At 48.6% G+C, this 24,532-nt stretch carries 22 protein-coding genes; 7 read left to right on the forward strand and 15 right to left on the reverse strand.

The genetic code is table 11. The features are described 5' to 3' along the window. Positions 1-121 precede the first annotated feature (121 nt). From AC16KF_RS06275 to AC16KF_RS06315, 9 genes are all read right to left on the reverse strand, one after another. Positions 122-454, reverse strand: a complete 333-nt coding sequence (locus AC16KF_RS06275) for an endonuclease domain-containing protein (protein WP_484036478.1) — start codon at positions 452-454, stop codon at positions 122-124. A 241-nt stretch (positions 455-695) separates the two neighbouring features. Next, the gene (locus tag AC16KF_RS06280) at positions 696-971 is read right to left on the reverse strand and encodes a BrnA antitoxin family protein (protein WP_484036446.1); all 276 of its coding nucleotides are present in this window, start codon (positions 969-971) and stop codon (positions 696-698) included. Then, entirely contained in the window at positions 934-1,209 is a 276-nt protein-coding gene (locus tag AC16KF_RS06285; RefSeq protein ID WP_484036447.1) for a BrnT family toxin, read from the reverse strand. Before AC16KF_RS06285 ends, AC16KF_RS06280 begins: the two co-directional genes overlap by 38 nt. Before the next feature lie 290 nt (positions 1,210-1,499). Further along, a complete protein-coding gene (locus AC16KF_RS06290; protein ID WP_484036448.1) occupies positions 1,500-2,471 on the reverse strand; it encodes a protein NO VEIN domain-containing protein in 972 nt (323 codons plus the stop codon). Continuing rightward, positions 2,455-4,410: a DEAD/DEAH box helicase gene (locus AC16KF_RS06295; RefSeq protein WP_484036449.1), complete on the reverse strand. Its 1,956-nt coding sequence runs from the start codon at positions 4,408-4,410 to the stop codon at positions 2,455-2,457. Before AC16KF_RS06295 ends, AC16KF_RS06290 begins: the two co-directional genes overlap by 17 nt. 2 nt (positions 4,411-4,412) lie before the next feature. Beyond that, on the reverse strand, positions 4,413-5,846 hold the full coding sequence (locus AC16KF_RS06300; RefSeq protein ID WP_484036450.1) for a hypothetical protein: 1,434 nt from the start codon (positions 5,844-5,846) through the stop codon (positions 4,413-4,415). Next, positions 5,843-7,552: a DNA cytosine methyltransferase gene (locus AC16KF_RS06305; protein ID WP_484036451.1), complete on the reverse strand. Its 1,710-nt coding sequence runs from the start codon at positions 7,550-7,552 to the stop codon at positions 5,843-5,845. The genes AC16KF_RS06300 and AC16KF_RS06305 overlap by 4 nt, the downstream gene beginning before the upstream one ends. Positions 7,553-7,559: 7 nt before the next feature. Further along, positions 7,560-8,003, reverse strand: coding sequence for a very short patch repair endonuclease (locus AC16KF_RS06310; RefSeq protein ID WP_484036452.1), 444 nt, complete (start codon positions 8,001-8,003; stop codon positions 7,560-7,562). A gap of 45 nt (positions 8,004-8,048) precedes the next feature. Further along, on the reverse strand, positions 8,049-8,663 hold the full coding sequence (locus AC16KF_RS06315) for an NYN domain-containing protein (protein ID WP_484036453.1): 615 nt from the start codon (positions 8,661-8,663) through the stop codon (positions 8,049-8,051). Positions 8,664-8,984: 321 nt separating this feature from the next. Between AC16KF_RS06315 and ettA the strand changes: the two genes are divergently transcribed. Both ettA and AC16KF_RS06325 read left to right on the forward strand, forming a co-directional pair. Next, on the forward strand, positions 8,985-10,655 hold the full coding sequence (ettA, locus tag AC16KF_RS06320) for an energy-dependent translational throttle protein EttA (protein WP_484036454.1): 1,671 nt from the start codon (positions 8,985-8,987) through the stop codon (positions 10,653-10,655). 188 nt (positions 10,656-10,843) lie between these two features. After that, positions 10,844-11,338: a hypothetical protein gene (locus AC16KF_RS06325; protein ID WP_484036455.1), complete on the forward strand. Its 495-nt coding sequence runs from the start codon at positions 10,844-10,846 to the stop codon at positions 11,336-11,338. Positions 11,339-11,513: 175 nt separating this feature from the next. On the opposite strand, the gene AC16KF_RS06330 is transcribed toward AC16KF_RS06325, so the two are convergent. The 3 genes from AC16KF_RS06330 to AC16KF_RS06340 all read right to left on the reverse strand — a co-directional run bounded on the left by AC16KF_RS06330 (position 11,514) and on the right by AC16KF_RS06340 (position 13,001). Next, a complete protein-coding gene (locus AC16KF_RS06330) occupies positions 11,514-11,723 on the reverse strand; it encodes a DUF2283 domain-containing protein (RefSeq protein WP_484036456.1) in 210 nt (69 codons plus the stop codon). 3 nt (positions 11,724-11,726) lie between these two features. Further along, positions 11,727-11,963: a hypothetical protein gene (locus tag AC16KF_RS06335; RefSeq protein ID WP_484036457.1), complete on the reverse strand. Its 237-nt coding sequence runs from the start codon at positions 11,961-11,963 to the stop codon at positions 11,727-11,729. A gap of 225 nt (positions 11,964-12,188) precedes the next feature. Next, on the reverse strand, positions 12,189-13,001 hold the full coding sequence (locus AC16KF_RS06340; RefSeq protein WP_484036458.1) for an SDR family NAD(P)-dependent oxidoreductase: 813 nt from the start codon (positions 12,999-13,001) through the stop codon (positions 12,189-12,191). 298 nt (positions 13,002-13,299) lie between these two features. Between AC16KF_RS06340 and AC16KF_RS06345 the strand changes: the two genes are divergently transcribed. Together AC16KF_RS06345 and AC16KF_RS06350 are read left to right on the forward strand one after the other, a co-directional pair. Further along, entirely contained in the window at positions 13,300-14,520 is a 1,221-nt protein-coding gene (locus AC16KF_RS06345; RefSeq protein ID WP_484036459.1) for an NAD(P)-binding domain-containing protein, read from the forward strand. 60 nt (positions 14,521-14,580) lie between these two features. After that, complete coding sequence (locus AC16KF_RS06350) at positions 14,581-14,985, forward strand: protease inhibitor I42 family protein (RefSeq protein ID WP_484036460.1); 405 nt, start codon at positions 14,581-14,583, stop codon at positions 14,983-14,985. Positions 14,986-15,181: 196 nt separating this feature from the next. Here AC16KF_RS06350 and AC16KF_RS06355 read toward each other — a convergent pair whose 3' ends face one another. Beyond that, positions 15,182-15,688 (reverse strand): hypothetical protein, encoded by a 507-nt coding sequence (locus AC16KF_RS06355; protein ID WP_484036461.1) that lies wholly within the window; start codon positions 15,686-15,688, stop codon positions 15,182-15,184. A gap of 292 nt (positions 15,689-15,980) precedes the next feature. Between AC16KF_RS06355 and AC16KF_RS06360 the strand changes: the two genes are divergently transcribed. Next, positions 15,981-18,320, forward strand: coding sequence for a PAS domain S-box protein (locus AC16KF_RS06360; protein ID WP_484036462.1), 2,340 nt, complete (start codon positions 15,981-15,983; stop codon positions 18,318-18,320). A gap of 119 nt (positions 18,321-18,439) precedes the next feature. Here the strand turns inward: AC16KF_RS06360 and AC16KF_RS06365 are convergent, their stop codons facing one another. Then, positions 18,440-19,228, reverse strand: a complete 789-nt coding sequence (locus AC16KF_RS06365; protein ID WP_484036463.1) for a hypothetical protein — start codon at positions 19,226-19,228, stop codon at positions 18,440-18,442. Positions 19,229-19,230: 2 nt separating this feature from the next. Beyond that, on the reverse strand, positions 19,231-19,788 hold the full coding sequence (locus AC16KF_RS06370; RefSeq protein ID WP_484036464.1) for an RNA polymerase sigma factor: 558 nt from the start codon (positions 19,786-19,788) through the stop codon (positions 19,231-19,233). Between the two features lie 462 nt (positions 19,789-20,250). On the opposite strand from AC16KF_RS06370, the gene AC16KF_RS06375 reads away from it, so the two are divergent. Both AC16KF_RS06375 and AC16KF_RS06380 read left to right on the forward strand, forming a co-directional pair. Further along, positions 20,251-21,888: an ATP-binding protein gene (locus tag AC16KF_RS06375; protein ID WP_484036465.1), complete on the forward strand. Its 1,638-nt coding sequence runs from the start codon at positions 20,251-20,253 to the stop codon at positions 21,886-21,888. A 103-nt stretch (positions 21,889-21,991) separates the two neighbouring features. Next, entirely contained in the window at positions 21,992-24,472 is a 2,481-nt protein-coding gene (locus AC16KF_RS06380; protein WP_484036466.1) for an ArnT family glycosyltransferase, read from the forward strand. Positions 24,473-24,532 lie beyond the last annotated feature (60 nt).

A 24,532-nucleotide genomic window follows, 5' to 3' on the forward strand; every position in this document is an offset into this window, starting at 1 on the left:
TCGATCCACCCGCGGATCGCTCACTTTGCTAAAATGCTCGGCGATCGCCTCCAATGGCTTCTTTGTCATGGCTACCTCCTTCAAGATAGCCCTTTTTTACCTCAATTTAGATGCAATCGCCCTACAACTCTCTGATTCTCCCCACCACCGCGGACAAACTCCTCATCACCTCATCATTCCCGAATCTGACAATCCTCAACCCCATCTCAGTCAACACTTTCTCCCGCCTGGCATCTTCCTCTTGTTGCAGGTCATGTATATCCCCATCCACCTCCACAACCAACGCCGCCTTGTGACAGTAAAAATCAACAATGAATCCCGCGATGACTTGTTGCCTCCTAAACCGAATCCCCAACTTCTTCGCGCGGACTTCGTGCCACACGCTTCGCGGTTTCTCGGCAGGCGTCATCTCGCGGCGGCTCTCCCTATTTTCGCTCTTTGAAAATGGGGAGATGTCCGAGGGACAGAGGGGTCGCGTTGAAGTTTTTCTTTTGTGACGCGTTGACCTGGGATGATGTTTTTGACTGGCACAATGTTGTCATTTTAACCCCTCTCCCGTCTCCCCCAAGGGGGAGAAGCTAATACCAACTTGAAACAAAACATTGACTTGGAAAGTCGTCAATCGCCGCATTTGGGGAAAGGTCTATTACGATGCATGCACGAGAATAGGAAAATGCTGGCACGCACTCAAATAACTATCTCTGATGTTCTTGCATGTATGCGCGCAATAATAGATTGATTTTTGTTTGATAGCCGCGTCCCTGCTTTTTGTACCATTCCAATACATCGCTATCCACACGCAAGGTCAGTTGCGTTTTTGTGCGCGGCTTTAGACCGCGCCGCACAATGGACTTTGCAAACATTTCAGGCGTAATCGCTGGCGCGTCGGAATAATCAATGTCTTCGTCCTTCATTTTGTCGAGACGAACAAAATCAGTTTGAGATTTCGTTGAAGTAGGTTTCTTCTTCATATTTGTTTGCCTTTCGGGCGGAGATGATACGGATAACCGTTTCAGATTCGGTGTGGACAACCATAATGATGCGGGTCTTTAGCAACCCAAGCGTTTGATAGCGCGTTTCGCCATATTCAAAGCGCTCGTCAATGACAGTGACGGTATCGAGTTCGAATATCGAAGGGACGTCGGCAAAGTCAATGCCATGTTTGCGAATGTTGATCAGCCGCTTATTTTCGTCCCATTCGAATCGCATGCCCGTATTGTAGTGTCAAATTGGCAATACGTCAAATGAATGCTTTAGAACAAAGGGGAGAAGCCCAGACGTCCTCAAACAAAACTATCCTTGGAAAGCCGTCACAATCATCAACCGACCAGCCCCTTCCTTTGGAAAATCTTCACAGCCCTCACGCAACCAGCCCCCTTCCCATTTGGGAAGGGCGGGGGGATAGGTCGCTCAACACGCCGAACAATCACCACAATCGGGGAAAGGTCTCTCCCTCCCTTCCCTCCCCCGTTTGGATTGGACTTGATGAAAATATCGTTTCACTCAGACCACTCTATTTTATATTTGTTAACCTCTACAATCCATTGACTGCCATTCAAAACATTTTCATAAGGATCTTGTAACATTAGAGGAACATACTCATCGTTGCCGACCTTGTCTCGATTAACTAGATACAACCAATAACTATCGCGTCTTCTTTTGGCAACCAAAAATTCATTTCTCGACCAATAGAAATACGGCTTATCGCCAGCATACGATTTCACTTCAATGAATCTATTATGTTCAGTATCGAAATTATTGTTGTATGAAGCAATATCATAGCCTTCATTTGCTACATATTCAGCAACCCATTCTATGCGGTCTTTTCCATTCAATCTTTTTCCCTCAAATGCCAAAACAAATTTCTCTGCTTCTTCTCCATATACTTGTTGCTCTTCCATTGCTCTTTCAAGCTCGTCTACCCCAATTTTTCTTCTTTTGATTTCAGGAAGGACAGCTTTATCAAATATTTTTCTAAACCGAGAATTAATTATGAAATGTTTAATTTCTGGCGCAGGATGATATCTAATTACATCAAAATCAATCAGCAACTGTTTGAAGTTTGAGAACTTAAAACCAAATGCGCTATTACTTATTTGAAATGATTTGTAAATAATATCGTAAGATAAATATTTAGAGTTGAATATCTGATGAAAGTCATCATCATCGACGAGCGCCTTGAACAGGTATTCAACAAACCTATCCTTCATTTGTGTTTCGCTCTCTAATGAGTCGGAGAGTTTCTTGTCAATGAATAAGTAGCCGTCTTGAAAAAATAGCAGGTTGATTTTTATTGCCAGTTCTACGCAACCATCAAAAATTTTCCTATCATCAACGATTCTGTTGTAAAACAAATGATTAACATCATCTAATTTCCACTCCGCCCCTGAGTTTTCATTAAGGGCTTTTAGTAGCTGGAAAAAATAAGATGGTGTGCCAAGATTATCGTAACGCTTAAGTTCTTTTAGCATAATTGACAATCAGGTCTTTTATGATGTCTGTGTCATCGTCGTTGTCTATCCTGTTGAACAAAGGAATCTCGTCATTGATAATCTCTTCCATTCTTTCTATCTTCAAGCGTAAGCGGTTGTCAATTACTTCGTCAATAGAATTTTTTGAAATGAAATAATAGTAATTTGTTTCTTGGGTTTCAGATAATCCAACCCTATGAATTCTATCTTTTGACTGCAAAAAGTTGGAGCAGTTATAATCTCTTTCAAGATATATAGCGTTGTGGCACCCTCTGTGCAACGAAATAGACTCAGCTACCGAAAAGGGATTGGCGATGACGACTTGAAACTCAAGATTGTCAGGATTGTTGAATTTTTCAATTGTCACCTCTCTCTGCGCTTGTTCAATTTTCCCAATAAGAAGACGTGATGTTATTTTATTTTTTTCCAAGTAAAGTTGAAGTTCTTCTGCGTTCTGAACAAAAATCGTCCAAACGATGACCTTTTCTCCTCTGGGAAGAATGTCCGAATTAATGAGTTGAAGGATTTCTAAGAACTTTTCTGGTGTTTCGCGGACAGGGTAATTTTTTACCTTTTCAATGAATTCAGAATCGCCAATATACTCATCTGCATCTTGTGTGATCTTATAGTCTGGGTCAAATTCTTCCAGAGATTCTTGTAGAGGTCTAAACAGTAATGAGGGGTTTGTAGATGCTTGCCGTAGCCGTATAAGCCTTGCTCTATTAAGAACATCCTTCGCTGTCGCCGAGTTATCTTTTTGAAACGAAGGAATATACTCCGACTCTATAAAATCATAAATTTCTCTTTGTATCACGTTCATGTTGACGGGTATTATTTTTTCATGAATTGGAGGAAGATTTAAATCCTTTTTTTTGATACGAATGAAGAAAGGAGATATATTTTCTTTCAGTCTTTGCACCCTAGCGCTTTTTGGCAAACTATTTTTGGTCATGTCCTCTAGATTTTGGTAATGAAATTGGAGAATCTCTTTGAATCTGAATGGGTAAATAAATTTATATAAGTTGTAAATGTCCTGATAGCCATTCGGGACAGGTGTCCCTGTCAGGACTATTCTCGATACTGCATGTTTAGATATTTCTGTGACACTTTGTCCCCAGACGCCTTCTGGATTTTTTATCCTATGCGCCTCATCCACTATTACCATTGTTTTGTTTCTTTTCAGAAAGTCAATAATATCTGATAGGTAATTATCCACACCACCATGAAATATTAAAGTGAGTTCAGAAGGCTTTGAAGAATATAAATGCTCCAACTTGCCATCCCTCGTTACCTCGTTATTCCCAGATATTCGAAAAGAATTCACAACTTTGCCAAAACAGTCAATATATTCATTCTCCCAAGGCGCAAAAGATGATATAGGACCGATTACAAGAAGTTTGTCAACATACTTGGGGTCTTCATGGGGGAGACTATTTAAATAGGCATATGCTCCGTATACTATTGATGTTTTACCAGATCCTGGAACCGAGAAGTTGCAGACATTTTGGGCAAAAGCCATGTGAAAAGCTGAAAGTAGCTGCAAAGGATACAATGATCTTGCCAATCTGCTTTTAAGCGTTCTTTGAAAGTTGTCAAATTTCTTAACTAGGTCTGGGGTTTCATCAAATTCATCATTACGTATAGACCTTGCCGCGCTGGCAAAGTCTGCAAACGATCGCTCTTCTCTGTTGTAATTTTCGACTTCCTTTTCCGCACCACTAGATAATGTTGCATCATAATCAAACTTGGTCAGGATTCTTAATATTTCCTGCAAAGTTTGTATCTGGGTTTCTTTTTGATAAGGAATCAGCAAATCATCAGCATCGACAGAATACTGAAGTCTTGAAAAAGAGATTTTCAATCTCTTGTTTTCAAGCAATTCGGACGCTCGTCTTTTTAATATGAACGAGTGCAGATTTACATCAATGGATATATTCATTGTCACAAATTCTTATTGATCTGATAACTTAATTGCTGTATCTTCTTGGTTTTAGAAACAACTTCGTCAAGTTCTGTTTCTGGTATTTCCTCAACATTAATCGACTCCAACAGCTCAATAACATGAGAAAGCACTCGTGAGGGTGACTTATCCATCAAAGATGAAAAAACTTTTTCTCCAAGCAATTTAACCAGTTTTTGAACATCTGGCTTAGCGAAAGATGGATGTCCAGTTCTGATAGCTTCAAAAGTCGAAGTTGCTTTTCTTACTAATTTTTCTGGCTGATCGGCAGCCTGATTGTCTTTTATCCGATCTTTATGCTCATTGAGATTGTCTAAAAATTTACTTTCGTCTGCGTCAAACTTCGAACTTTCAAAAAAATCATTGTCTCTACTGTCTAGGTGTTTTTTCAGGTTATTTGAATTGTAGTCAATCGGGGTTTCTTTAGGAAGTCGACGGAATGTCTCAAAATGCTTTTTGCTAAAGCTCCGCCATATATCTTTATCTCCAAAAAAATGATTCTCGCTATTGCCATCTGCTAAAATTCTGAACTCTTTTCCGTCATAGTGATTTCTAATTCTTAAATAATCAAAGGCTATCGCCTTTAAGTCGTCAACATCTTCATTTTGATAACCGTCAAATGCTTTTTTGCTTTCTGCACCATAAAAACCGTTTAACCATTTAGTGAGAAACAAAAATTGGTCTTCTCTATCATCAAGCTGAGTATATATCCCATCGTACTCTAAGTACTCCAGATATTCATCCATAACAGCCATGGTTCTAAGGTATTTCCCTATTTCTCCTGGATTTTCCCCCATCCAATCAGAGATCTTTGTTATTGCACCATCGTCAAGATTTTTCAAATCTATTTCTTTTTGGCTTGTAAGACGCAAATATAATTCTTTTGCCTTTAGATATTTTTCAGTCGCATTGTAACCAAGTTTTTCATCTTCACCTAATTGATATCTTGTTTCAAGTTCTTCGATTTCAATTGGGTTTTCTTCTAAGGTTACTGGTAATACTACTGCCTTGAAGTAATCGTATTTTCCTGATTTTTTGAGCAACATAACTCGCCTGTTGCCGTCAATGATTATTCCATCCTTTGTAATGATCCCAACTTTTTCTTGCCCAAAATCAGAGATACTTTTGAGAGTTTTTTTGTTTCTGTCCTCTCTAGAATTCCAAAGGAGATCTGCAATAATTTCATCTCCTTTAGGTGTAGTCTCATCAATTTTGCGACCTTGTGTTTCAAGAGATTTGGTTCTGCTTAAAATCCTACCATTGTATTTATTGTAGACCAATAAATCTAAAGGAATTTTGTAAACATTCATTGGCACTAAATCATCCTGCCAGGGAATCTCTTGACGCCCGAAAGGGTTATCCTTTTCTCTGTCAATAATTTCTTGTATTTTTCGAATGCGAGTTTCTTTGTTCATTTTTTGTCTCCATTTGCGACAGAGCAGATTTTTTTAATTGCATACAAAGCCATAAGTTGTTTTTTGGGCACAATCTTTTTATAGATTAAAGGGTAATTGCTTTTTTGTTCATAATTTGGCGATTCTAGCTCAAATGAATTGATGATCTCGCCAACTGCGTCAACCAACTCGACTGGATTAAGATATTTCCCTTGATTTTTTTGATTCTCATACATCGACTGCAATTTTTCGGCGTCAGCGATTTTGTTTGAAAAGCCATTGTTTATCATTTCAATAAACTCTGTCCCGTTCTCGAAGCCAATAATGATCTTTTCCAGCTTTTTGAAATTGCCATCCGAAAACTTCTGTACAGGAAAACCTTCGCCTGTTCCATATTGAACAGAAGTGCGCCACTTTAATTTGTCGCTGGTTTTTTCTTCAATATCATAATTCGATAGAGTAACCGTAAGATTTCCGTCTTTGAATGGATGTCTTCTGAATCTTGTGCCCTTTTTTTTCTTCGGCGGGTTATCGAATACTTTTCTGTGAAACGCATTCAGATTTGGTACAGTATCTAATGGCTTTACAGGAAAGTATTCTGTGAACTCTCCTAGTTTATATTCTTTTCGAACTTCTTTGGCAAAAGCTCTACTTATCGGCGGACAAACTGCATTTCCTACTAATTTCCATTTGTTTCCTTCAGAACCGATGAATTGATAGGTTATAGGAAACCCCATCAAAGTAGCGGCTTCCCTAACTGTGAGGGTTCTGTATTCGCCGTCTCCAATCCTATTGCCTTCGGAACGAAGAACTATTGCTTCACGAGAATTTCCAATCTTGGTAGCCGTAACTGTTCTGCTCGGGCGATCTTCTCGCTCGGGAAAGAACATAAAGCCCATATAGGGATGATTTGTTTTTAGAAACTTTGAACCTTCCCAATCAGCCTTGTACAAACCAGTATCGTAAAATTGATCGGTCAGCTCTGATGTTTTGATCTTGATATTTGGGTATAAAGGGTCAGTTATTAGATTATCAGATTTTGGCGAGATTGGACTTGGTAGTTTTTTTCTGATGAATTCTAGTGTTATGTGCTTTGGCAAAGATTCGTTCTGGTCAGGTGGTTGGTGAGTAGAAGCGGGAGCTATATGCTTCTTTGCTTTAATGATTTCACCTGAAAATACTCTAACTCGTGATTGAGGCGCTCCATAATTAGCTGCGTTTAGCACCGAACGGTTGTTTTCAAGGGAAACAGCGATTGATTTGGGGTCATAGTTATGTTCTATAGCCCAACTGCTTAGTCCTAACTGTTCAAACGAATATTCTCTAGGAAGATGTACTTTTGAATTAGTTACATTTTCCATGAACCAAGCTTTTAATCTGGACTTTGGTTTGTATTTTTTTACTGCGACAATCCGTAAAAAAATTTTTGTAAGTTTGAGTCCTAGGGATTTATCAGCTTTGCCTGATTTGTTCGATGAAGAAAAACTAACACACGGCGGGCTTCCTAAGATTATGTCAGTATCAGGCAGTTCTTCGATTCGTTTGATGGAAGTTGCAAACTCTAATATATTTTGCATTTCACAAGCTAAACCAAAATTGAAATTAAAAGTGTCAATTGCAGGCTTCCAACTATCGATGCCTGCAACTATCTTGAAACCTTGTTGCCTAAATCCTTCTGAAAAACCACCAGCACCACAGAAGAAATCTATTACAGTGAAATCAGTCATCTATTCCTCAATTTACTGACAATACTTTCTTGACCTTTGCAACCGATTGATTAGGGTGCTTTTTAATTTGACATTCCCAGATAGTCAATACTCTCCAACCATCTTTGCGTAACGTTGCGACCTTCTCTTTATCTCTACTTTTGTTTTTGGCAAATTTTTGTTCCCAAAAATTTCTGTGGGTTTTAGGGAGGCGTGGTTTGCAATATGGACATCTGTGCCAAAAGCATCCGTTTATAAAAACGGCGATCTTTTTGCTTGGAAAAGCAATATCAGGGCTTCCTGGCGCTTTTCTCCAGTTTAATCTATAGCCTCTTATACCTTCATGTGAAAGCAACTTTCGTAATGTGATTTCAGGTGTTGTATTTTTTGCTTTATTAGCGCTCATAGCCTTTGAAGTGATGTCTTTCAAAGGGATTGGAGCTCTTCCATCGCGAAGATACGTATCGTTCATATGACTATTACCGTCTTGGCAAGTTCATTGAAAGAAAATAAAGACCTACCAACCCGCAGGCTTTGAGAATTGTCCGTCTTTATCACTCAACACATCTGGGAACAGACTGTTCTTGAGAACCGTTCCTCGAATTTTCTTGACGAATTGAACATGCGGTAATAACGCCACACTCGTATGCTTTTGAGGGTTGAGCAAACCAACAGGCTTATTGAATTGCTGTGTGACGACCTGAATCGGCAGGAGTAAGTCTGAATCATTCGAGACCACTACCGCCAGTTCGTAATCGTTTCTAAAACCATCCACCAACAAATGTGTGGCAATATTGACATCCGAACCCTTTTCCTCCGTCTTCATAACTTTGGCATAGCCGCTTCCGATGGGCGAGAGCGGCATTTTTACTTCGTGAGATAAAAATGTTCCAAGAATGATTTCAAGGTTTGGGATGGTTTGCAGGGCGCGTAGGAAAAGTTGTTGGCGCACAGGCTGGTCAGGGTCATTGGGGCGGGCGGAAACGAGCGCTGTGAAATATTTGATTTTGTGGATTCGATCATTTGGGAGCAATAGACCGCACATTTTCGACACATCCAGCCAATGATAGGATGTGTCCTTGATACAGCCATAGTATAGGTTGAAGCCGTCAATGTAGATGTTTGTTTTCATATGCCCTTAAACACAGAGACCGCCGTGAGGCGGTCTCGCACCAGGTTCGTCGAAACTACTACTGGGGGATATGCCTCTATTATCGCCACAAATAGCGTGACTGTCAAGCAAACATTTTTTCTATTTTACTCGAAATATCTGATGCCCCCGTGCGGCTAACAGCGTAGCACAAATCCCCTCGAAACCGAGCCAACCTCCAGTTAAGAACGAAGCGAAAAATTCATCATTCCTCATTCTTCATTCTTCATTCTTCATTCCATCTGATACAATACGCCCGCCTTACTAATCTCCAATCTCTAATCATCTAATCTCTGGAACCCCATGTCAAACGAATCCCTCGTAATCTACTCCATGAACAAAGTGGGACGCATAGTCCCTCCCAACAAACAAATCCTGCGCGACATCTCGCTCGGCTTCTACTACGGCGCCAAGATCGGCGTGCTGGGGCTCAACGGCGCGGGCAAGTCCACGTTATTGCGCATCATGGCAGGCGTGGACAATGACTACATCGGCGAAATCTCGCAATCCAAAGGCTACACCGTCGGACTGCTCGAGCAGGAACCCAAACTCGATGAAACGAAAACAGTCATCGAGGTCGTGAAAGAAGCGGTCGCCCCCATCGTCGAAATGCTCGCCCGCTTCGACGAAGTCAACGCCAAGTTTGCCGAACCCGATGCCGACTTCGACGCGCTCGTCGCCGAACAAGCCAAACTGCAAGACTCGCTCGACAAACACGACGCGTGGAATCTCGACAGCCGACTCGAACTTGCGATGGACGCGTTGCGCTGTCCGCCGAGCGACTCGCCCATCAACATTTTATCGGGCGGAGAAAAGCGCCGCGTCGCCCTCACCCGACTCCTGCTCACCGAACCCGACATCCTCCTGCTCGACGAACCCACCAACCACCTCGACGCCGAATCGGTGGCGTGGCTCGAACATCACCTGCGCGACTACAAAGGCACCGTCATCGCCGTCACGCACGACCGCTACTTTTTGGACAACGTCGCGGGCTGGATCCTCGAACTCGATCGCGGCTACGGAATTCCGTACAAAGGAAATTATTCCTCGTGGCTCGAACAAAAACAGGAGCGCGTCCGCCTCGAAGAAAAATCCGAATCGAAACGACAGAAGACTCTCGAACGCGAACTCGAATGGATTCGCATGTCGCCCAAAGCGCGTCAATCGAAGGGACAAGCCCGCGTCAACGCCTACGAAAAATTATTGGATCAGGAAGCCGAAGCGCGCCGCGAAAATTTGGAGATATACATCCCGCCTGGTCCGCGCCTCGGTGACGTCGTCTTTGAATTTGATAACGTGAGTAAATCTTACGATGACCGCCTCATTCTCGACGGGTTTTCTGCTACAGTTCCCCCAGGCTCTATCGTCGGGATAGTGGGTCCGAACGGCGCGGGCAAGACGACTCTGCTGAAGATGATCACAGGCAAAGAGACTCCCGACAGCGGCTCGATCAAAATCGGCGAGACCGTCAAACTCGCCTACGCCGATCAATCGCGCACGCTCGACGCCGATAAAACCGTCTACGAAGAAATCTCGCAAGGCGCCGACACGCTCGAACTCGGTAAACGAAAAATCAACGCCCGCGCCTATTGCGCCTCCTTCAACTTTCAAGGCACAGACCAGCAAAAGAAAGTCGGCGTGTTATCAGGTGGCGAAAGGAATCGCGTCCACTTAGCCAAGACCCTCACCGAAGGCGCGAATGTTTTGCTCTTAGATGAACCCACCAACGATTTGGATGTCAACACCCTCCGCGCCCTCGAAGAAGCCCTCGAAGAATTCGCAGGCGTTGCCTTAGTCGTGAGTCATGACCGCTGGTTCCTCGACCGCATCTGCACCCACCTCATCGTCTTCGAAGGCGATTCCGTTGCAAAAATGTATATTGGGAATTGGTCTGATTACGAAGCATTCATGCAAGAAAAGTTCGGGAAAGACCTAACTCCCCATCGAGTGAAGTATCGAACGTTGAAACGCTAGTACCGCAAAGTTCACTTTGCGCTCGCGCAAATCGCAAAATAAATTTTGCGGTACGTGAAGCGCTAGTACCGCAAAGTTCACTTTGCGCCGCGCAAATCGCAAAATAAATTTTGCGGCAAAAAGTACGAAATTCTTGATTTCGGTGTGTCCCAATCAAAAATTGCGCTCGCTACACTCTGGAGGTATCCATGTACAGGCTCCCAAACATATTGAGAACATTCGGTTTTCTTGCCTTGCTGGTCATGTGGATTCCTTTTTGCCTCATGTTCGCCAGCCTGCCAGCGGGTCAAATTGATTTCAAAGACCCAGAAACGATGATCCGTTCTCTCTTTACGAGCGGAGCCTTATTCAGCGGCTTTGGCTTGTTGATCATCGGACTGTTTGCCGTCTCCATAGCCTTACAGGTCGCCGCCAGCGCGTCCTCTGCCTGGATGCGGCAACGCGCCAAATCACGCGGCGAATCTGTCACGGCAAACATCGTCAAAGTGGACGCCCCCAACACCATGAATAACACAGCCTATAGAAATGTCACTTTCGATTTGGAAATAACATATATGGGGGAAACCGCTACCACCCGTATAAAAGAACACCTTCCCCGCGCACGCTACGCCTACTTCCGCACCGCCAAAACTGTCAAGGTAAAGTTCGACCCGCAAACCAAGGTTGCCGTCCTCGATGAATAGACAAAGGAACGATGATTGAAAATTCGGTAAAGATTTGACCCCGCATCGAGTCAAATATCGAACGATGAAACGCTAGTACCGCAAAGTTCACTTTGCGCCCGCGCAAATCGCAAAATAAATTTTGCGGCACAAAAAAAACCGTCCCGAAGGCTCTCAACCTTCGGGACGGTTTATCTCACGCGGACATTCCCGCTGGTATTCTTTGATAAAGAAACTCCCGCATGTCGCTGGATGCGCTGGCATGTTCAATCGTGATGCTGACCACGTTTCCGTTGCCGTCCAAATCCAGATAGATATTTTCGCTTAGTTCGCGCGTCTCCACAGGCGGGTTGGCGGAAAGCTCAACCAGCGTGGTGTCTGTATCTTCAAAGTATTTGATACGCATGGCTTACTCCTTGAAATTTCGGTCGAAGAACGCATTGTGAACAGTTTCGCCGTCCTCAAGCAGGATGACCCGCAACGCACGGTTTTCCATTTCTGCGATCCGCGCCCAACGACGAATTCTGCCGTCGGATTGAATTTCTTCACGCAGTGGGTTTCGGATAACCCGCTCGATCCATTCGTCCTGAATTACGGCGCGATCAGGACGTTGACGAGTATATTGAAAATACTGCGTGGTCTTCATTTCTACCGATTATACTTGAAGTACAAACCCTTATCGAAGATGTCTATCGGCAACTGGTCCAATTGCAAAACGACTATGCAGGAAACATTCGGCAAAGACTTAACATCTCATCGCGTGAAATATCGAACGCTGAAACGCTAGTACCGCAAAGTTCACTTTGCGCCCGCGCAAATCGCAAAATGAATTTTGCGGCACAAGAAATCATCGGCAAAGTCCGCGCCCTCATTACAAAAACGGAATGCGACGATGAAACCGCCCTACTAAAGTTTGCGTCAGGTTCGGGAAGAAGCGCATCATAAAATCTATGGCGTATGTCTCGCGCCCGATCAGCACACGCGCCCGCCTTTTCTGGATGCCGCGAATGATCTTTTGCGCCACTTTTTCCGCTGGCGTTCCCCGTTGAGCGACGAACGCCGCTTCCAAATCGCGCTTTTGCGATTCGAGCGTCCTCGAAGCGCGGATCAACTCCGTATCCACCGCGCCTGGATACACACAGGTCAGATGGATGCCTGATCCGTACAACTCCGCCCGCAAGGCTTCGCTGAATCCGCGAATGGCGAATTTCGTGGCGCAATAGGCTGTTTTCGTCGGAAGCCCGAACAGTCCAAAGTCGCTGGCAATGTTGACGATATGTCCCGCGCCGCGCTGGCGAAAGAGCGGGAGGAAAAACTTACAACCATGGATCACGCCCCATAGATTGATATTGACGATCCAATCCAGATCTGCCATCGAGAAGCTCTCGAACGGACCAGCCAGAGACACGCCCGCATTGTTAATCAACATGTCCACTCGATCATGCTCACGCAAGACTTCTGCAGGCAGGTTCTGCATCTGCTCGCTGTTGGAAACATCCACAACATGCGCCGACACCCGCCGACCCAGAAGGCTTAACTCCTCCTCAACCTTCCGCAAGCCGTCCACGTTCACATCCACCAGGGCAAGGTGACAACCGCATCGCGCCAGTTCTACGGCGAGCGCCCGTCCAATACCGCTGGCGGCGCCTGTCACGACACTCACTTGATCGGGAAACGACGCCATTTAAACCTCGTAAAATGATATGATGGGCTTACCATGCGACTGATTTTATCATCCGTAAAATAGACGATGAAACAAATTGCGATACCATCTCGACAAAAGCGAAACGGCAATGATTTAACCCCGCATCGGGTGAAGCATCGAACATTGAAACGCTAGCGCCGCAAAGTTCACTTTGCGCCCGCACAAATCGCAAAATAAATTTTGCGGTACGTGTATCGGTAACTGGTCCGATTACGAAATAACGATGAAAGAAGAGTTTGGCAAAGACTTAACTCCGCATCGAGTGAAGTGAGGAAAAATGGATACCATCGAAACGATCATCGTCGGCGGCGGGCAGGCGGGGCTCGCCACAAGTTATCACCTCAAACAACTGGGGCGCGAGCATGTGGTCTTCGAGCAGGCGGAAAAAGCGGGCAATGCCTGGCGCAACGACCGTTGGGACTCGTTCACCTTTGTCACCCCCAATTGGACGATCCAACTCCCTGGCGCGGAGTACGATGGCGATAACCCAGACGGGTTTCTGCCAAAGGACGAGATCGTCGCTTATTTTGAGCGATACATCCAGAAGTTCGATTTGCCTGTGCGGTTTAAAACGTCGGTGTTGGAAGTCGCCCCAATGGACGGAGGCGGGTATCAGGTCAGGACTGAAGCGGAAGTTTATCAAGCGAAAAATGTGGTCATCGCCACAGGTTCCTTCCAAAAGCCGAAGATTCCCGCGTTCAGTAAAAACATCTCAGCAGACATTTTGCAGATCCATTCGGGGAAGTATCGGAATCCGAGCCAACTGCCCGAGGGTGCGGTTCTCGTTGTGGGTTCGGCGCAATCGGGAATGCAGATCGCGGAGGAACTGTATCAAAGCGGACGCAAGGTGTTTCTTTGCACGGGTTCCGCGCCGCGCGCGCCGCGTCGGTATCGCGGTAAGGAGATTTTTCACTGGCTGCGCGATACCAAATTCAACGATCAGACCCCCGACAAACTTCCATCGCTCAAAGCGCGGCTGGGCGGAAACCCACAAGTGACTGGAAAGAACGGCGGGCACAGCCTGAATCTACATCAATTTGCGCGCGACGGCGTGACCCTGCTCGGTCACATCGCGGATGCGCAGGGCGGCAAGGTGATGGTGAAACCTGACCTGAAAGAAAACCTTGCCAAATCGGATCAGGGCGAGAAAAATATCGCCGCGATGATCGATAAATATATCGAAGCGAACAGCATTGACGCTCCGCAGGAATCCCTGCCTGAGTTGCAGGATGGGTATGCGGCAGAGATCGTCACTGAACTCGATCTGAAAGCCGTGAATGTCCATTCGATCATCTGGGCGATGGGCTATACCTCTGATTACAGTCTGGTGAAACTGCCCGTCGTTGACGAAGACGGCTTCCCCATTACACAGCGCGGCGTGACGCAATACTCAGGTCTGTACTTCATTGGCATGAACTGGCTGAGCACGCGCAAGTCTGTGACCATGATGGGCGTGAGAGAGGATGTGGAATTTATTATTGCAGACATGACGAAGTAGTTCGCAGTTTTCCAATTGCTTCGCGCTGAATTCCCGTTATACTCCTGCCCAGAGGCTTTTATGAAAAAAACTTTCGCTATAATATTGCTCGCAAGTTTGCTGATAGGTTGCTCCACACTAACTCCAACACCAACTCCAAACCCGGCAGGCAACACCAGACCCGCGCTCACAGACCCTGCTCAACCCATCGAAGTGCGGGCGGGTGATGTATTCCACATTGTCGTTGACTCAAACCCATCCACGGGCTATCACTGGGACATTGTCGGCGAACTCAGCGGAGTGGAATTTGTCTCCACCGAATACACGGCAGACGAACCGGTCATGCCCGGCTCTGGCGGCGTGGATGTGTGGACCTTCAAAGCCGCTTCCGCAGGGCAGACGCAGATCACCCTCGGCAGTTATCCGCCTGACCCGAATGTCACTGAGCCTGCTCGAACCGTTACCTTTAGCATCGTGGTTCAGTGATCGCTTACAAAAAGAGACAGTCACTTTCGAAAGCGACTGTCTCTTTGATTCTGAGCGTTTGATTACCTTACACAATGCTTTTGGGACGCAGAAAAACGCTGATTTTCGCTGATTCAAAAATAATCATCTGCGTTTTCAGCGTGAATCAGCGTCCCGATTTTGAAAGTGTAAGGTAATCAGTCTGAGCGTCTAATTTCTATTTCACCACAATGAAGAAATTATTGGGCACGTGGAATGAGAAGCCGATATAGGTGATCAACGCGGCGGCGAAAGCGATCCAAACGAATGCTTTGGCTGTGGGGCGAAATTCGACATTTTCTAAATTGTCATCCAGGCTAAAAGCGAAAAACAAGCCAACGAGAGTTAGCGCCAGCGAGTAGGGAAGTTCAAAACTACCAAGACTGATCCCCAAGGCATCGGGGATGAACCAGATGACAATGGACATCCACGGGAAAGACGAGGCGATCAACATGCGCGAATACCAGAAAGTGGGTTTCAAATCCTTGCGGCGCAGGAAATAGTCAATGACGCTCACAACCAGATAGGCATAGAAATACATCTTCATGTGGGCGTAGACCGATTCGATGCCTTCGCCGAGGATCGCCGCGAGAGTCCCGCCGCCCAAGATATCGTAGATCTGATGGAAGACGACAAACAACAAGTAGCCTGCAATCAGCTTCCACCACGCAAAATTCGGTTTCATCACACCAACTCCAAAGGTGAATTTTCTTATTCGATCCCTTGCTCAACCACACAGTCCATAAGGCGCTTGACCTGCGCCGCCTTCGAGGCAGGTAGAAACGCTCTTTTCTCTATGGCAAAAATGACTTTTGCAAGACGCCTATTATATTTGCAATGGCGAAGTCTAACAATGGCTGGTCTGCGCCTCTGTATCGTGTACAATACATTAATCAAATCAATGGACAACTCGGCTGGTCCATCTCGGCATTGTATCCCAGAAAAAGATCGCTCATTGCCGACCCACGAGATATGCAATGGAATGGCTCCAAAAGCATCGAAAACAAATCCTGTATGTGATTGGGTACTCTGCGCTCGCCGTATTTTTAGATTTGGCAAGCGGGGCATTTGTCCTCCAAACGGGACTCGCCATCTGTTACCCTCCCGCTGGTTTGTACCTGGCGGCAATCCTTTTACTGGGCTGGCGGGCATTGCCGTTGGCGTTCATCAACCCTGTTTTTTCAGTGCTGGTTACGCTTCACTCCCCGGACATTCCTCTCATCGCGGTGATTGGCATCGGGCTTGCGTCCATGGTTTCGCCCGCCATTGCGCTTTCCCTGCTGAGAAAATTTTCCCCTGCCGCGATCCGTCTGCAAACCGTGCGGGATGTGGCGGGGTTCTCCTTCGTCTCGTGTTTTGCCGTTCTGGTCGAATGCCTGATCGCCGCCTCCGTCTATGTGCTGACCGGGCTCAGCGCGTGGGAAGCATTCGGCACAATCGCAACGGGCTGGTGGATCTCCAATGTCATTCCCTATCTTACGCTGACGATAGTCATCCTCCTATGGCGGCAAGGACGGACTTCTCGTGAGTTCTTATCGGATTACCGGACCAAGAGCCAGGCAGTGTTGATTTTGGCAAGCATGCCGTTCGCCATCCTGATCGCTTTCTCTACAAAAGATGACATATCAGTATCGCGCTTGTACGTGGCGCTCCTGCCCATTCTGTGGGCGGCTCTGATCGGCGGTATCACTGGCGCGGCATGGGCGTCTCTGGTGATGACCGCGGGCATTCTTGTGTTAGCGCCGGGTTTGATGATCGAACCAGAACTCATTGTGGAGGCGCAATTCTTCCTGCTTGCTTCCACGCTGGCTGGGTTGTTGACCGGGGGCATTGTTACAGAACGCCGACAAGCAGAATCTGCCTTGCGCGAAAGCGAAGAAAAGTACCGCGCCATTTTTGAGAATGCCATAGACGGTATTTTTCAAAGCTCGCCCGAGGAACGCTTCCTCAAAATCAACCCCGCAATGGCGAATATGTACGGGTTCGAATCGCCGGAGGCGATGATCTGCGAGGTCACCGATATCGCAACCCAATTGATTGTGGAACCGCGCCAGAGGGATGAACTCGCTCGCCGCTTGGCGGCTGGCGAACAGGTTGCCGGTTTTGAAATGCTCAATTATCGCAGAGATCGATCTACGTTCTGGATCTCCATGAACATACAAGCCGTCCGCGACGCCGGGGGAAACATCCTGTATTACGAAGGCACCCTGGAAGATATTACCAAACGCAAACAAGCGCTGGAAGCCATCATTGCCAGTGAAGAAAAATACCGCTCGCTGGTCGAAAACCGCGAGATCATTATCATGACGATCGACCTCGAAGAGAAACTGCAATTCATGAATCACACGGCGGAAGGCTACAGCCTGGAACAAGTGCTAGGCTCAAGTATCCATGATTTCATATCGCCGGAATCCCAGAGCATGGTGAAGCGGAAGTTCAGGAATGTGATCGAAAATAAAAAGGCTGAGGCTTATGAATTGCAGGGACCCGGCGCGCACGGTCCTCAGACGTGGTATTCCACCAACGTCAGCCCCATTTTTGCGGATGGGAAGGTGGTCGGCTTGACGTTGTTGACCATGGATATTACCGAGCGTAAGCAGGCAGAAGCCGAACAGGCGCGTTTGATCGCGGAACTCGAAAGCAAAAACGCGGAGTTGACGCGCTTCGTCTATACGGTATCGCACGACCTCAAATCTCCGCTGGTCACGATCAACGGCTACCTCGGCTATATCGAAGAGGATGCGCGCTCCGGCAACCTGAAGCGATTAATGCGGGACACCCGCCGCATTCAAGACGCCACCAACAAAATGCACGCGCTCCTCACGGAACTGCTCGAACTTTCGCGCATCGGACGAGTGATGAACGCGGCTGAAGATGTTCCCTTTGCGGATATCGTAAAAGACGCGCTGGAGATCACGCGCGGGCAATTGGAATCAAGACGCGTCACGATTCGGATCCAACCCGACCTGCCCACAATCCATGGAGATCGCCAGCGCCTGATCGAAGTTTTACAAAACCTGCTGGATAACGCCGCCAAATACATGGGCGCGCAACCCGAACCGCAGATCGAGATCGGGCAATACGGCGAAGTGGACGGCAAGTCCATCTTCTTTGTCAAAGACAACGGCACCGGCATCGCGCCTGAATATCATGAGCGCGTCTTCGGCTTGTTCAATAAACTCGATTCGTCGTCGGACGGCACAGGGATCGGGCTTGCCCTCGTGAAGAGAATTATTGAGGTGCATGAAGGCAGAATTTGGGTGGAGAGCGAGTTGGGCAAAGGCTCCACATTTTATTTCACTCTGCTGGCGAAATAGAATCCAAGCGGTTGGCTTGATGATTAGACTGTATTGGCAATATGGAAAACCGCCCCGAAGGTTGGCATCGAAAAAGCCTTCGGGGCGGTTGTTTCACAATTGGGCGCGGTTTATTATCCCTAGCGAATCCCTTCCGCTAGTTTGATAAGATCGTCGCGGGTGAGGTTCATGCCGTTGTAGACCAGTTCAAAGATGGCGACATCATTCTTCCAGCGCAATGTCTTGGCAAAGGGGATTGGGTTCCAGACTGGACCGCTGTCGGTCAATTCCCAAACGCCTTCCACGTACTCGCCTGTCAGGTCGCCGATCTGCGCGGTTTGAATATCGGCGCTGTTGCCAGCCAGGTTGCCGCCCAGCATGGTTTCGCATGGTTGGCTGATGTCGCCGCAGGGCGCGTAAAATTCCAGCGGCTGTTGCCAGAGCGAGAGTTCGGTAAACTCCGCGCGTGGACCAAACGCCTGCGCCACGATGTGATATTTCTCGTCGTAGGATGCGCCGACAAATAGCATGCCAGCGGGCGCGTCTATCGGGCTGAGAACGTCGTAGCCCGCCAGCGCTTCCGCTTCTTGCACTGAATATTTGAAAGGCGACTCGGGCGAGGTTGGCGCGGGCGGAGTCTTCTGCCAGTCTTGAAGCGGATAGCTGTCTTGATCGGCGCGCGCGAAGAATTGGAAAATGTTTTGCGCGAAGGCGCGTCCCTGCGGGGTGATGAAGGCGAGCGTCAGCATGGCGATGACCGCCAGGGTGGCGTAGGCGAGGCGCGATTTGATTGCGTTCATTTTTGCTCCTTGTTGGATATGGCTCTCAACCAGGCGGGCTTTCACGGTCTGCCACAGGCGAATTTCGGAAGCTGGGATTTTGTTTTCCAACGCATCCTGTAAAAGGGTTTGGAGGCTTTTCTGATCCATGATTATCTCCTGTCGTCGGCGATCAATTCACTCAGGCGTTTGCGCGCGTCTCTCAGCCACCATTTGATGGAACTGAGCGGGCGATCCATCTTTGCGGACATGTCCGCTTCGCTCATGTCGAGGTAGTAGCGCATCGCGATGACGGCGCGTTGTTCGGGCGGCAGGCGTTGGATGGCTTGCAAAATATTTTCGCGCGCCTGCTTCGCTTCCAGCGTTGGCTCAGGCTGGGGAGCCGAATCAACTAACAGCGCGGAAAGAGCCGAAGCGTCTTCATCCAGTTCGTCCAGCGAGGCGTGGCGTTTCATCCGCTTGGCGAGTTTGAGCGCGTCGTGGACGACGATGCGGAAAAACCACGGGGGAAAGGGGCGCGTTTCGTCGAATTGATGGATGCGTTCGGCGATTTTGACGAACGCCGACTGCGCCGCATCCTCCGCCGAGGCGCGCTCTTGCGTGATTAAGTATGCGGTATGCACCGCCTTTGCCTGATAGCGATTGACCAGCGTTTCGAGACCGTTGAGTTTGCCTTGTTTGAGTAGCGCGATTGCGATTCGATCTTCCATGCACGGACCTTTCGGGAGAATTCTCTACTTATATTATCCGTTCGAGCGGGAAAAGATAGCGGGTTTTCGCTGTAGTAGGCAAAACCGTTTTGTTGGACGCAGACCCTTGCACCGCCCGCAAGGGCAGATGTAAACGCTGATTTCGCTGATTCAAAAGAAATAGGATTTACGCAATTGAGCCTGTTGCGCCACTGCCCGCCAACTGCGTAAGTCCTGAGAAAGAAAATCTGCGTTTTCTGCGTGGATCAGCGTCCCAATTTTTATAGTGTAAGGTAATCTGGCGATTGATACAGTTCGCTTTGCTGATGGATGATGAGGCGCGAAGTGTTGCAATACTAAATTTGGGCTTGAAGCCGCGTCAACTGTGCAGTAAGATAATGCCGGAACAAAATGATTTGTCTCGATTATAAAACCACGGCGCTTCTCAACTCGGCGGCAACGAAGGACTTTTGGCGTTAACCCATGCGCTCTACGGAAAACTCTCAGTCTCCAGATACCACCTTTCTGGAGATCTTCGACAAAAACCCGGTGGCTATTGTTGTTTCTAACGCGGCGGGGCAGGTTGTTTTTGCGAACGCGCAATCTCATCGCTTGCTTGGTTACGAGGCGGGCGAGTTGATCGGAATAAGCATCGAGCAGTTGGCGCCCGAGAATATCCGCGTTGCGCACGAGCGCAGTCGCGCGGCTTTCAACCAAAAACCCTCCGCCCGCCCGATGATGGGGCGGGAACTCACGGCGCGGCGAAAAGATGGCGGGCTGTTTCCGGTCGAGATCGGGTTGGTGCCGTTGACGTTGGGCGCGGATACCCTCATTCTGGCTTCGATCATGGAACTGACCGAACTCAAACAGTTGGAGCAGGAAGCCAAACGACGCGCCAGTGAAGTGACCCTGCTCTACCGCCTGGGGCTGGCGCTTGCCAGCGGGGATGATCTGTATCACGCCCTGCGCGCATTTGCGAATGAGTTGAGGCAGGTCATCAGCGCGGATGCCTTTCACATCGGGTTGTACGATTCGGAAACCGATATTTTTTCTTATTCCCTCTTCCTCAATTTGGATGAAGATATCCAGCCGCCATCGCGTAAATTGCTCGAGAAGCCGGGGCTGGCGGCGGAGGTTATCTCCGGCAGGAAAACGATCTATCTTGAAGATATTAACGATCCCCAAGTACGGCGCGACCATCATATGCTCGTGATCGTCGAAGCGCCGGTCCGTTCGTATCTCGGCATCCCGCTTGTGTTGGATGACCGCGTGATCGGAATTATGTCGGTGCAATCGCTTCAACCTGGGGCGTACTCGCAAGAGCAGATCCGCCTGTTGGAAACCATCGCAACGCAGGTTTCCATCACCATCGAGAAATCGCGTTTGCTCGAACAATTGCAACGGGAACTTGCCGAACGCAGGCTGTTGATCGACGAACTGGAGAATAAGAACGCGGAACTGGAACGGTTTACCTACACAGTGTCGCACGATCTCAAGTCTCCGCTGGTGACGATCAGCGGCTTTCTTGAATTTCTGGAGCAATCTGCCGCAACAGGAGATATGGCACGGTTCAAGAAAGATAAGAAGCGCATACGAGACGCCGTCAGCCGCATGCAAGACATGCTTGGCGAACTGCTCGAACTTTCGCGCCTGGGCCGCGTTATGAACGAACCAGCCAGCATCCCTTTTGGCGACTTGACGCGGGAGGCGCTGGAACTGGCGCGCGGCAGGGTGGATGAAAGAGGGATCGTTGTGTACATTCAGCCAAACCTTCCCTCCGTCCGCGTGGATAAGCCGCGCCTGATCGAAGTTATGCAAAATCTGCTGGATAACGCCGCCAAATATATGGGCGCCCAGGCAAAACCTCGTATCGAGGTGGGGCATCAGGGCGTGGAGGACGATAAACCTATTTTCTTTGTGCGCGATAATGGCATGGGAATCCCGCCTGAGCATCACGAGCGCATCTTTGGGCTTTTCAATAAACTCGACCCTACCAGCGAGGGCACGGGGATTGGGCTTGCCCTGGTGAAACGCATCATCGAATTGCACGGCGGCAGGATTTGGATCGAGAGCAAAGCGGGGCATGGCTCCACCTTTTATTTCACCTTACCGCGCGGATAGTTTTCTCCAGCCGCTCTCGCCCATGGCTTGGGCTACATTGCAGATTAGTTAACCGGCATCTCGAAAAAACGGCGGGTGATACAATCGAATTCTAAGGCAACCTATGCCACCTACAAAACGCAAACCCAAACCACAGCCCAAGAAAACCTCCAAGCGCCGCGCGCGGACCGCGGGCGAGTTTGAGTTTTCGATCAAGCCCGGCACAAAAACCACCTTTACCATTGAAGCGGGCAAAGAGAAGGCGGGAGAGGTGCCCGTGCGCATCCGCGTGGAGGGAGGGAAAGCCCGCCGCCTGGCGACGCAGGCTCAGGCGCGGAAAGAAGCGCCTGCCTGGAGGAAGAATCTCAGCCGCCTGGCGAATATCCAAACAGAATCGCTTGCGAAATGGTTGTTCGCCGGCGCCATTGCGCTATATCTCGCCACGCGTCTCATTGGGCTAAGTATCTACCCCATCTATTTTTTCACCGACGAAGCGTTTCAAACCCAAGCCATGGATGAACTCATCCGCATGAATTACCGCGATGTGGATGGGACCTTCCTGCCAGCCTATTTCGGCAACGGCATGGGCTTCACCGTGTATTTACAATGGCTTCCGCTGTTGCTTTTTGGCAAGTCGGCGGTGTTGACGCGCGCCGTCTCGACGGTGGTGACGGTGATCGCGGCGCTGGCTGTGGGGATCATCCTGCGCGACGTTGCGCGCGTCAAATATTGGTGGGCGGGGGTGATCTTCCTCTCGTTCACGCCCTCGTGGTTTTTGCACTCGCGCACGGCATTCGAAACGGGCGTGTTCGTGGCGTTTTATGCCGCCGCGTTTTGCTGTTACCTGTTGTACCGCTATCGATCTCCGCATTATTTGTATTGGACCGCCCTATTCGGCGCGTTGGCATTTTACTCGTATAACCCCGCGCAGTTGATGGTGCCGGTGACGGCGGCGCTCCTGCTCGTTTCAGATTGGCGCTATCACTGGGAACAGCGCAACACCGTGTGGAAGGGCGGTCTCCTGCTGGCGTTGCTGGCGATCCCCTACCTTCGTTACCGCATCGGGCATCCCAATTCGCCGGGCGATCTTTTGCACTTGCTGGGTTCATATCTCGTCAGCGATATGCCGCTGATCGATAAGGTGAAGTTGTACATTTCGGAATATTTCTTTGGGTTGAGCGCGTACTACTGGTTCATTCCCAACGACCGCGACCAGATCCGTCATATCATGAAGGATTATGGTCACATCATGCTTGCCACGCTTCCGTTTTTCATTGTGGGGTTGGCGCACATTCTGCGAAACCTGCGCGACTCGGCGAACCGCGCGCTCCTGCTCATCATACTGGTGTCGCCCATCGGCGGCGCCATGGTGCAGATCGGCATCACGCGCAGTCTGGTGTTCGTTGTGCCTGCCGCGATCTTGACCACGCTCGGGCTTGAACTCGTTTTACGCTGGATCGAAAACCCTGCGGAAGCGTTGCAGGATTCAGAACCCGCCTCGCCCCCGACAGTGAAACGGCTTGCCCTTTTCCTCGGCATTTTCCTCGCTTGCATCTTCCTCATTAGCATGTTCGAGAAAAGTATCGACCGGCTCTTTGTCGTCGCATTGGTTGGGCTGTTCGGCGCGCGCGCTCTGGGATTGTTTTCATCGCTCAAGCGCTGGGCGCGAGGCTGGTTCCCAACCTGGAGATTGCCCTCCACGGTGATCGCGCTTCTCGCGTTTGCGATCTTGGCAGGCGTGAACATCTACGTTCTTGCTGACGCGTTGAGGAACGGTCCCTTCTGGTGGAAGGACTACGGCGAAACCCAATACGGCTCATTCCAGATCTACGACATCATCGAAAAGTATCATCAGGAACACCCGCAGGATCGGATCATTTTCACCTCCAGTTGGGCGAACGGCGCGGATATTTTGAACCGCTTTTTCATCGGCGACCAGTCGTGGCTCGACGGCGGCAGTATCGAAGGCTACATTCAGCGCAAATTCCCCGTAGACGAGAATACCGTGTTCATTATGGTGCCGTTGGAGTACTCGATCGCGACCGACAGCGAGAAACTTACCGACATCCGCCTCGAAAAGACCGTCGCATACCCCGACGGTTCGCCAGCCTTCTACTTTGTGCGCCTGCGCTACGTAGATAACATCGACGAGATCTTCGCGGCAGAGCGGGCGGTGCGCGCCGTGTTGCAGGAATCGGTGGTGAACCTCAACGGGCAGGAGGTGGGCATCCGCTTCTCGTATTTGGATGCCGTGAGCCAATCTGAAACGATCCCCTTGATCTTCGATGGCGATGAATACACTTATATCAAAACGCTGGAAGATAACCCGTTCGTCATTGAGTTGAGCTTCCCCGCGCCGATCACGTTGAACGGCTTTTCGCTCATGATCGGCTCGGCAAATATACGGGTGACGCTGACTGCCAGCAATGAGTCGGGCGCGGAGCCGGTGACGTATACCTTCGAAGGGAAAGGGTCGGAGAATGAGCCGGTGCTATCCTTTGATCTGCCGCAACCGATCAACGCGCAAGTTTTGCATATCGAGGTATTCGACCCGTTCTCGCCGCCCCCGGCGCAGATCCATATCTGGGAACTCACCCTGCGCTGAGTTGAGCATCGAGTTTAGGTTTTGCCTGCAAAAATAAACCGGGATGGAGTATTACTCCAT

It is taken from the genome of Candidatus Defluviilinea gracilis (genome assembly GCF_057138825.1).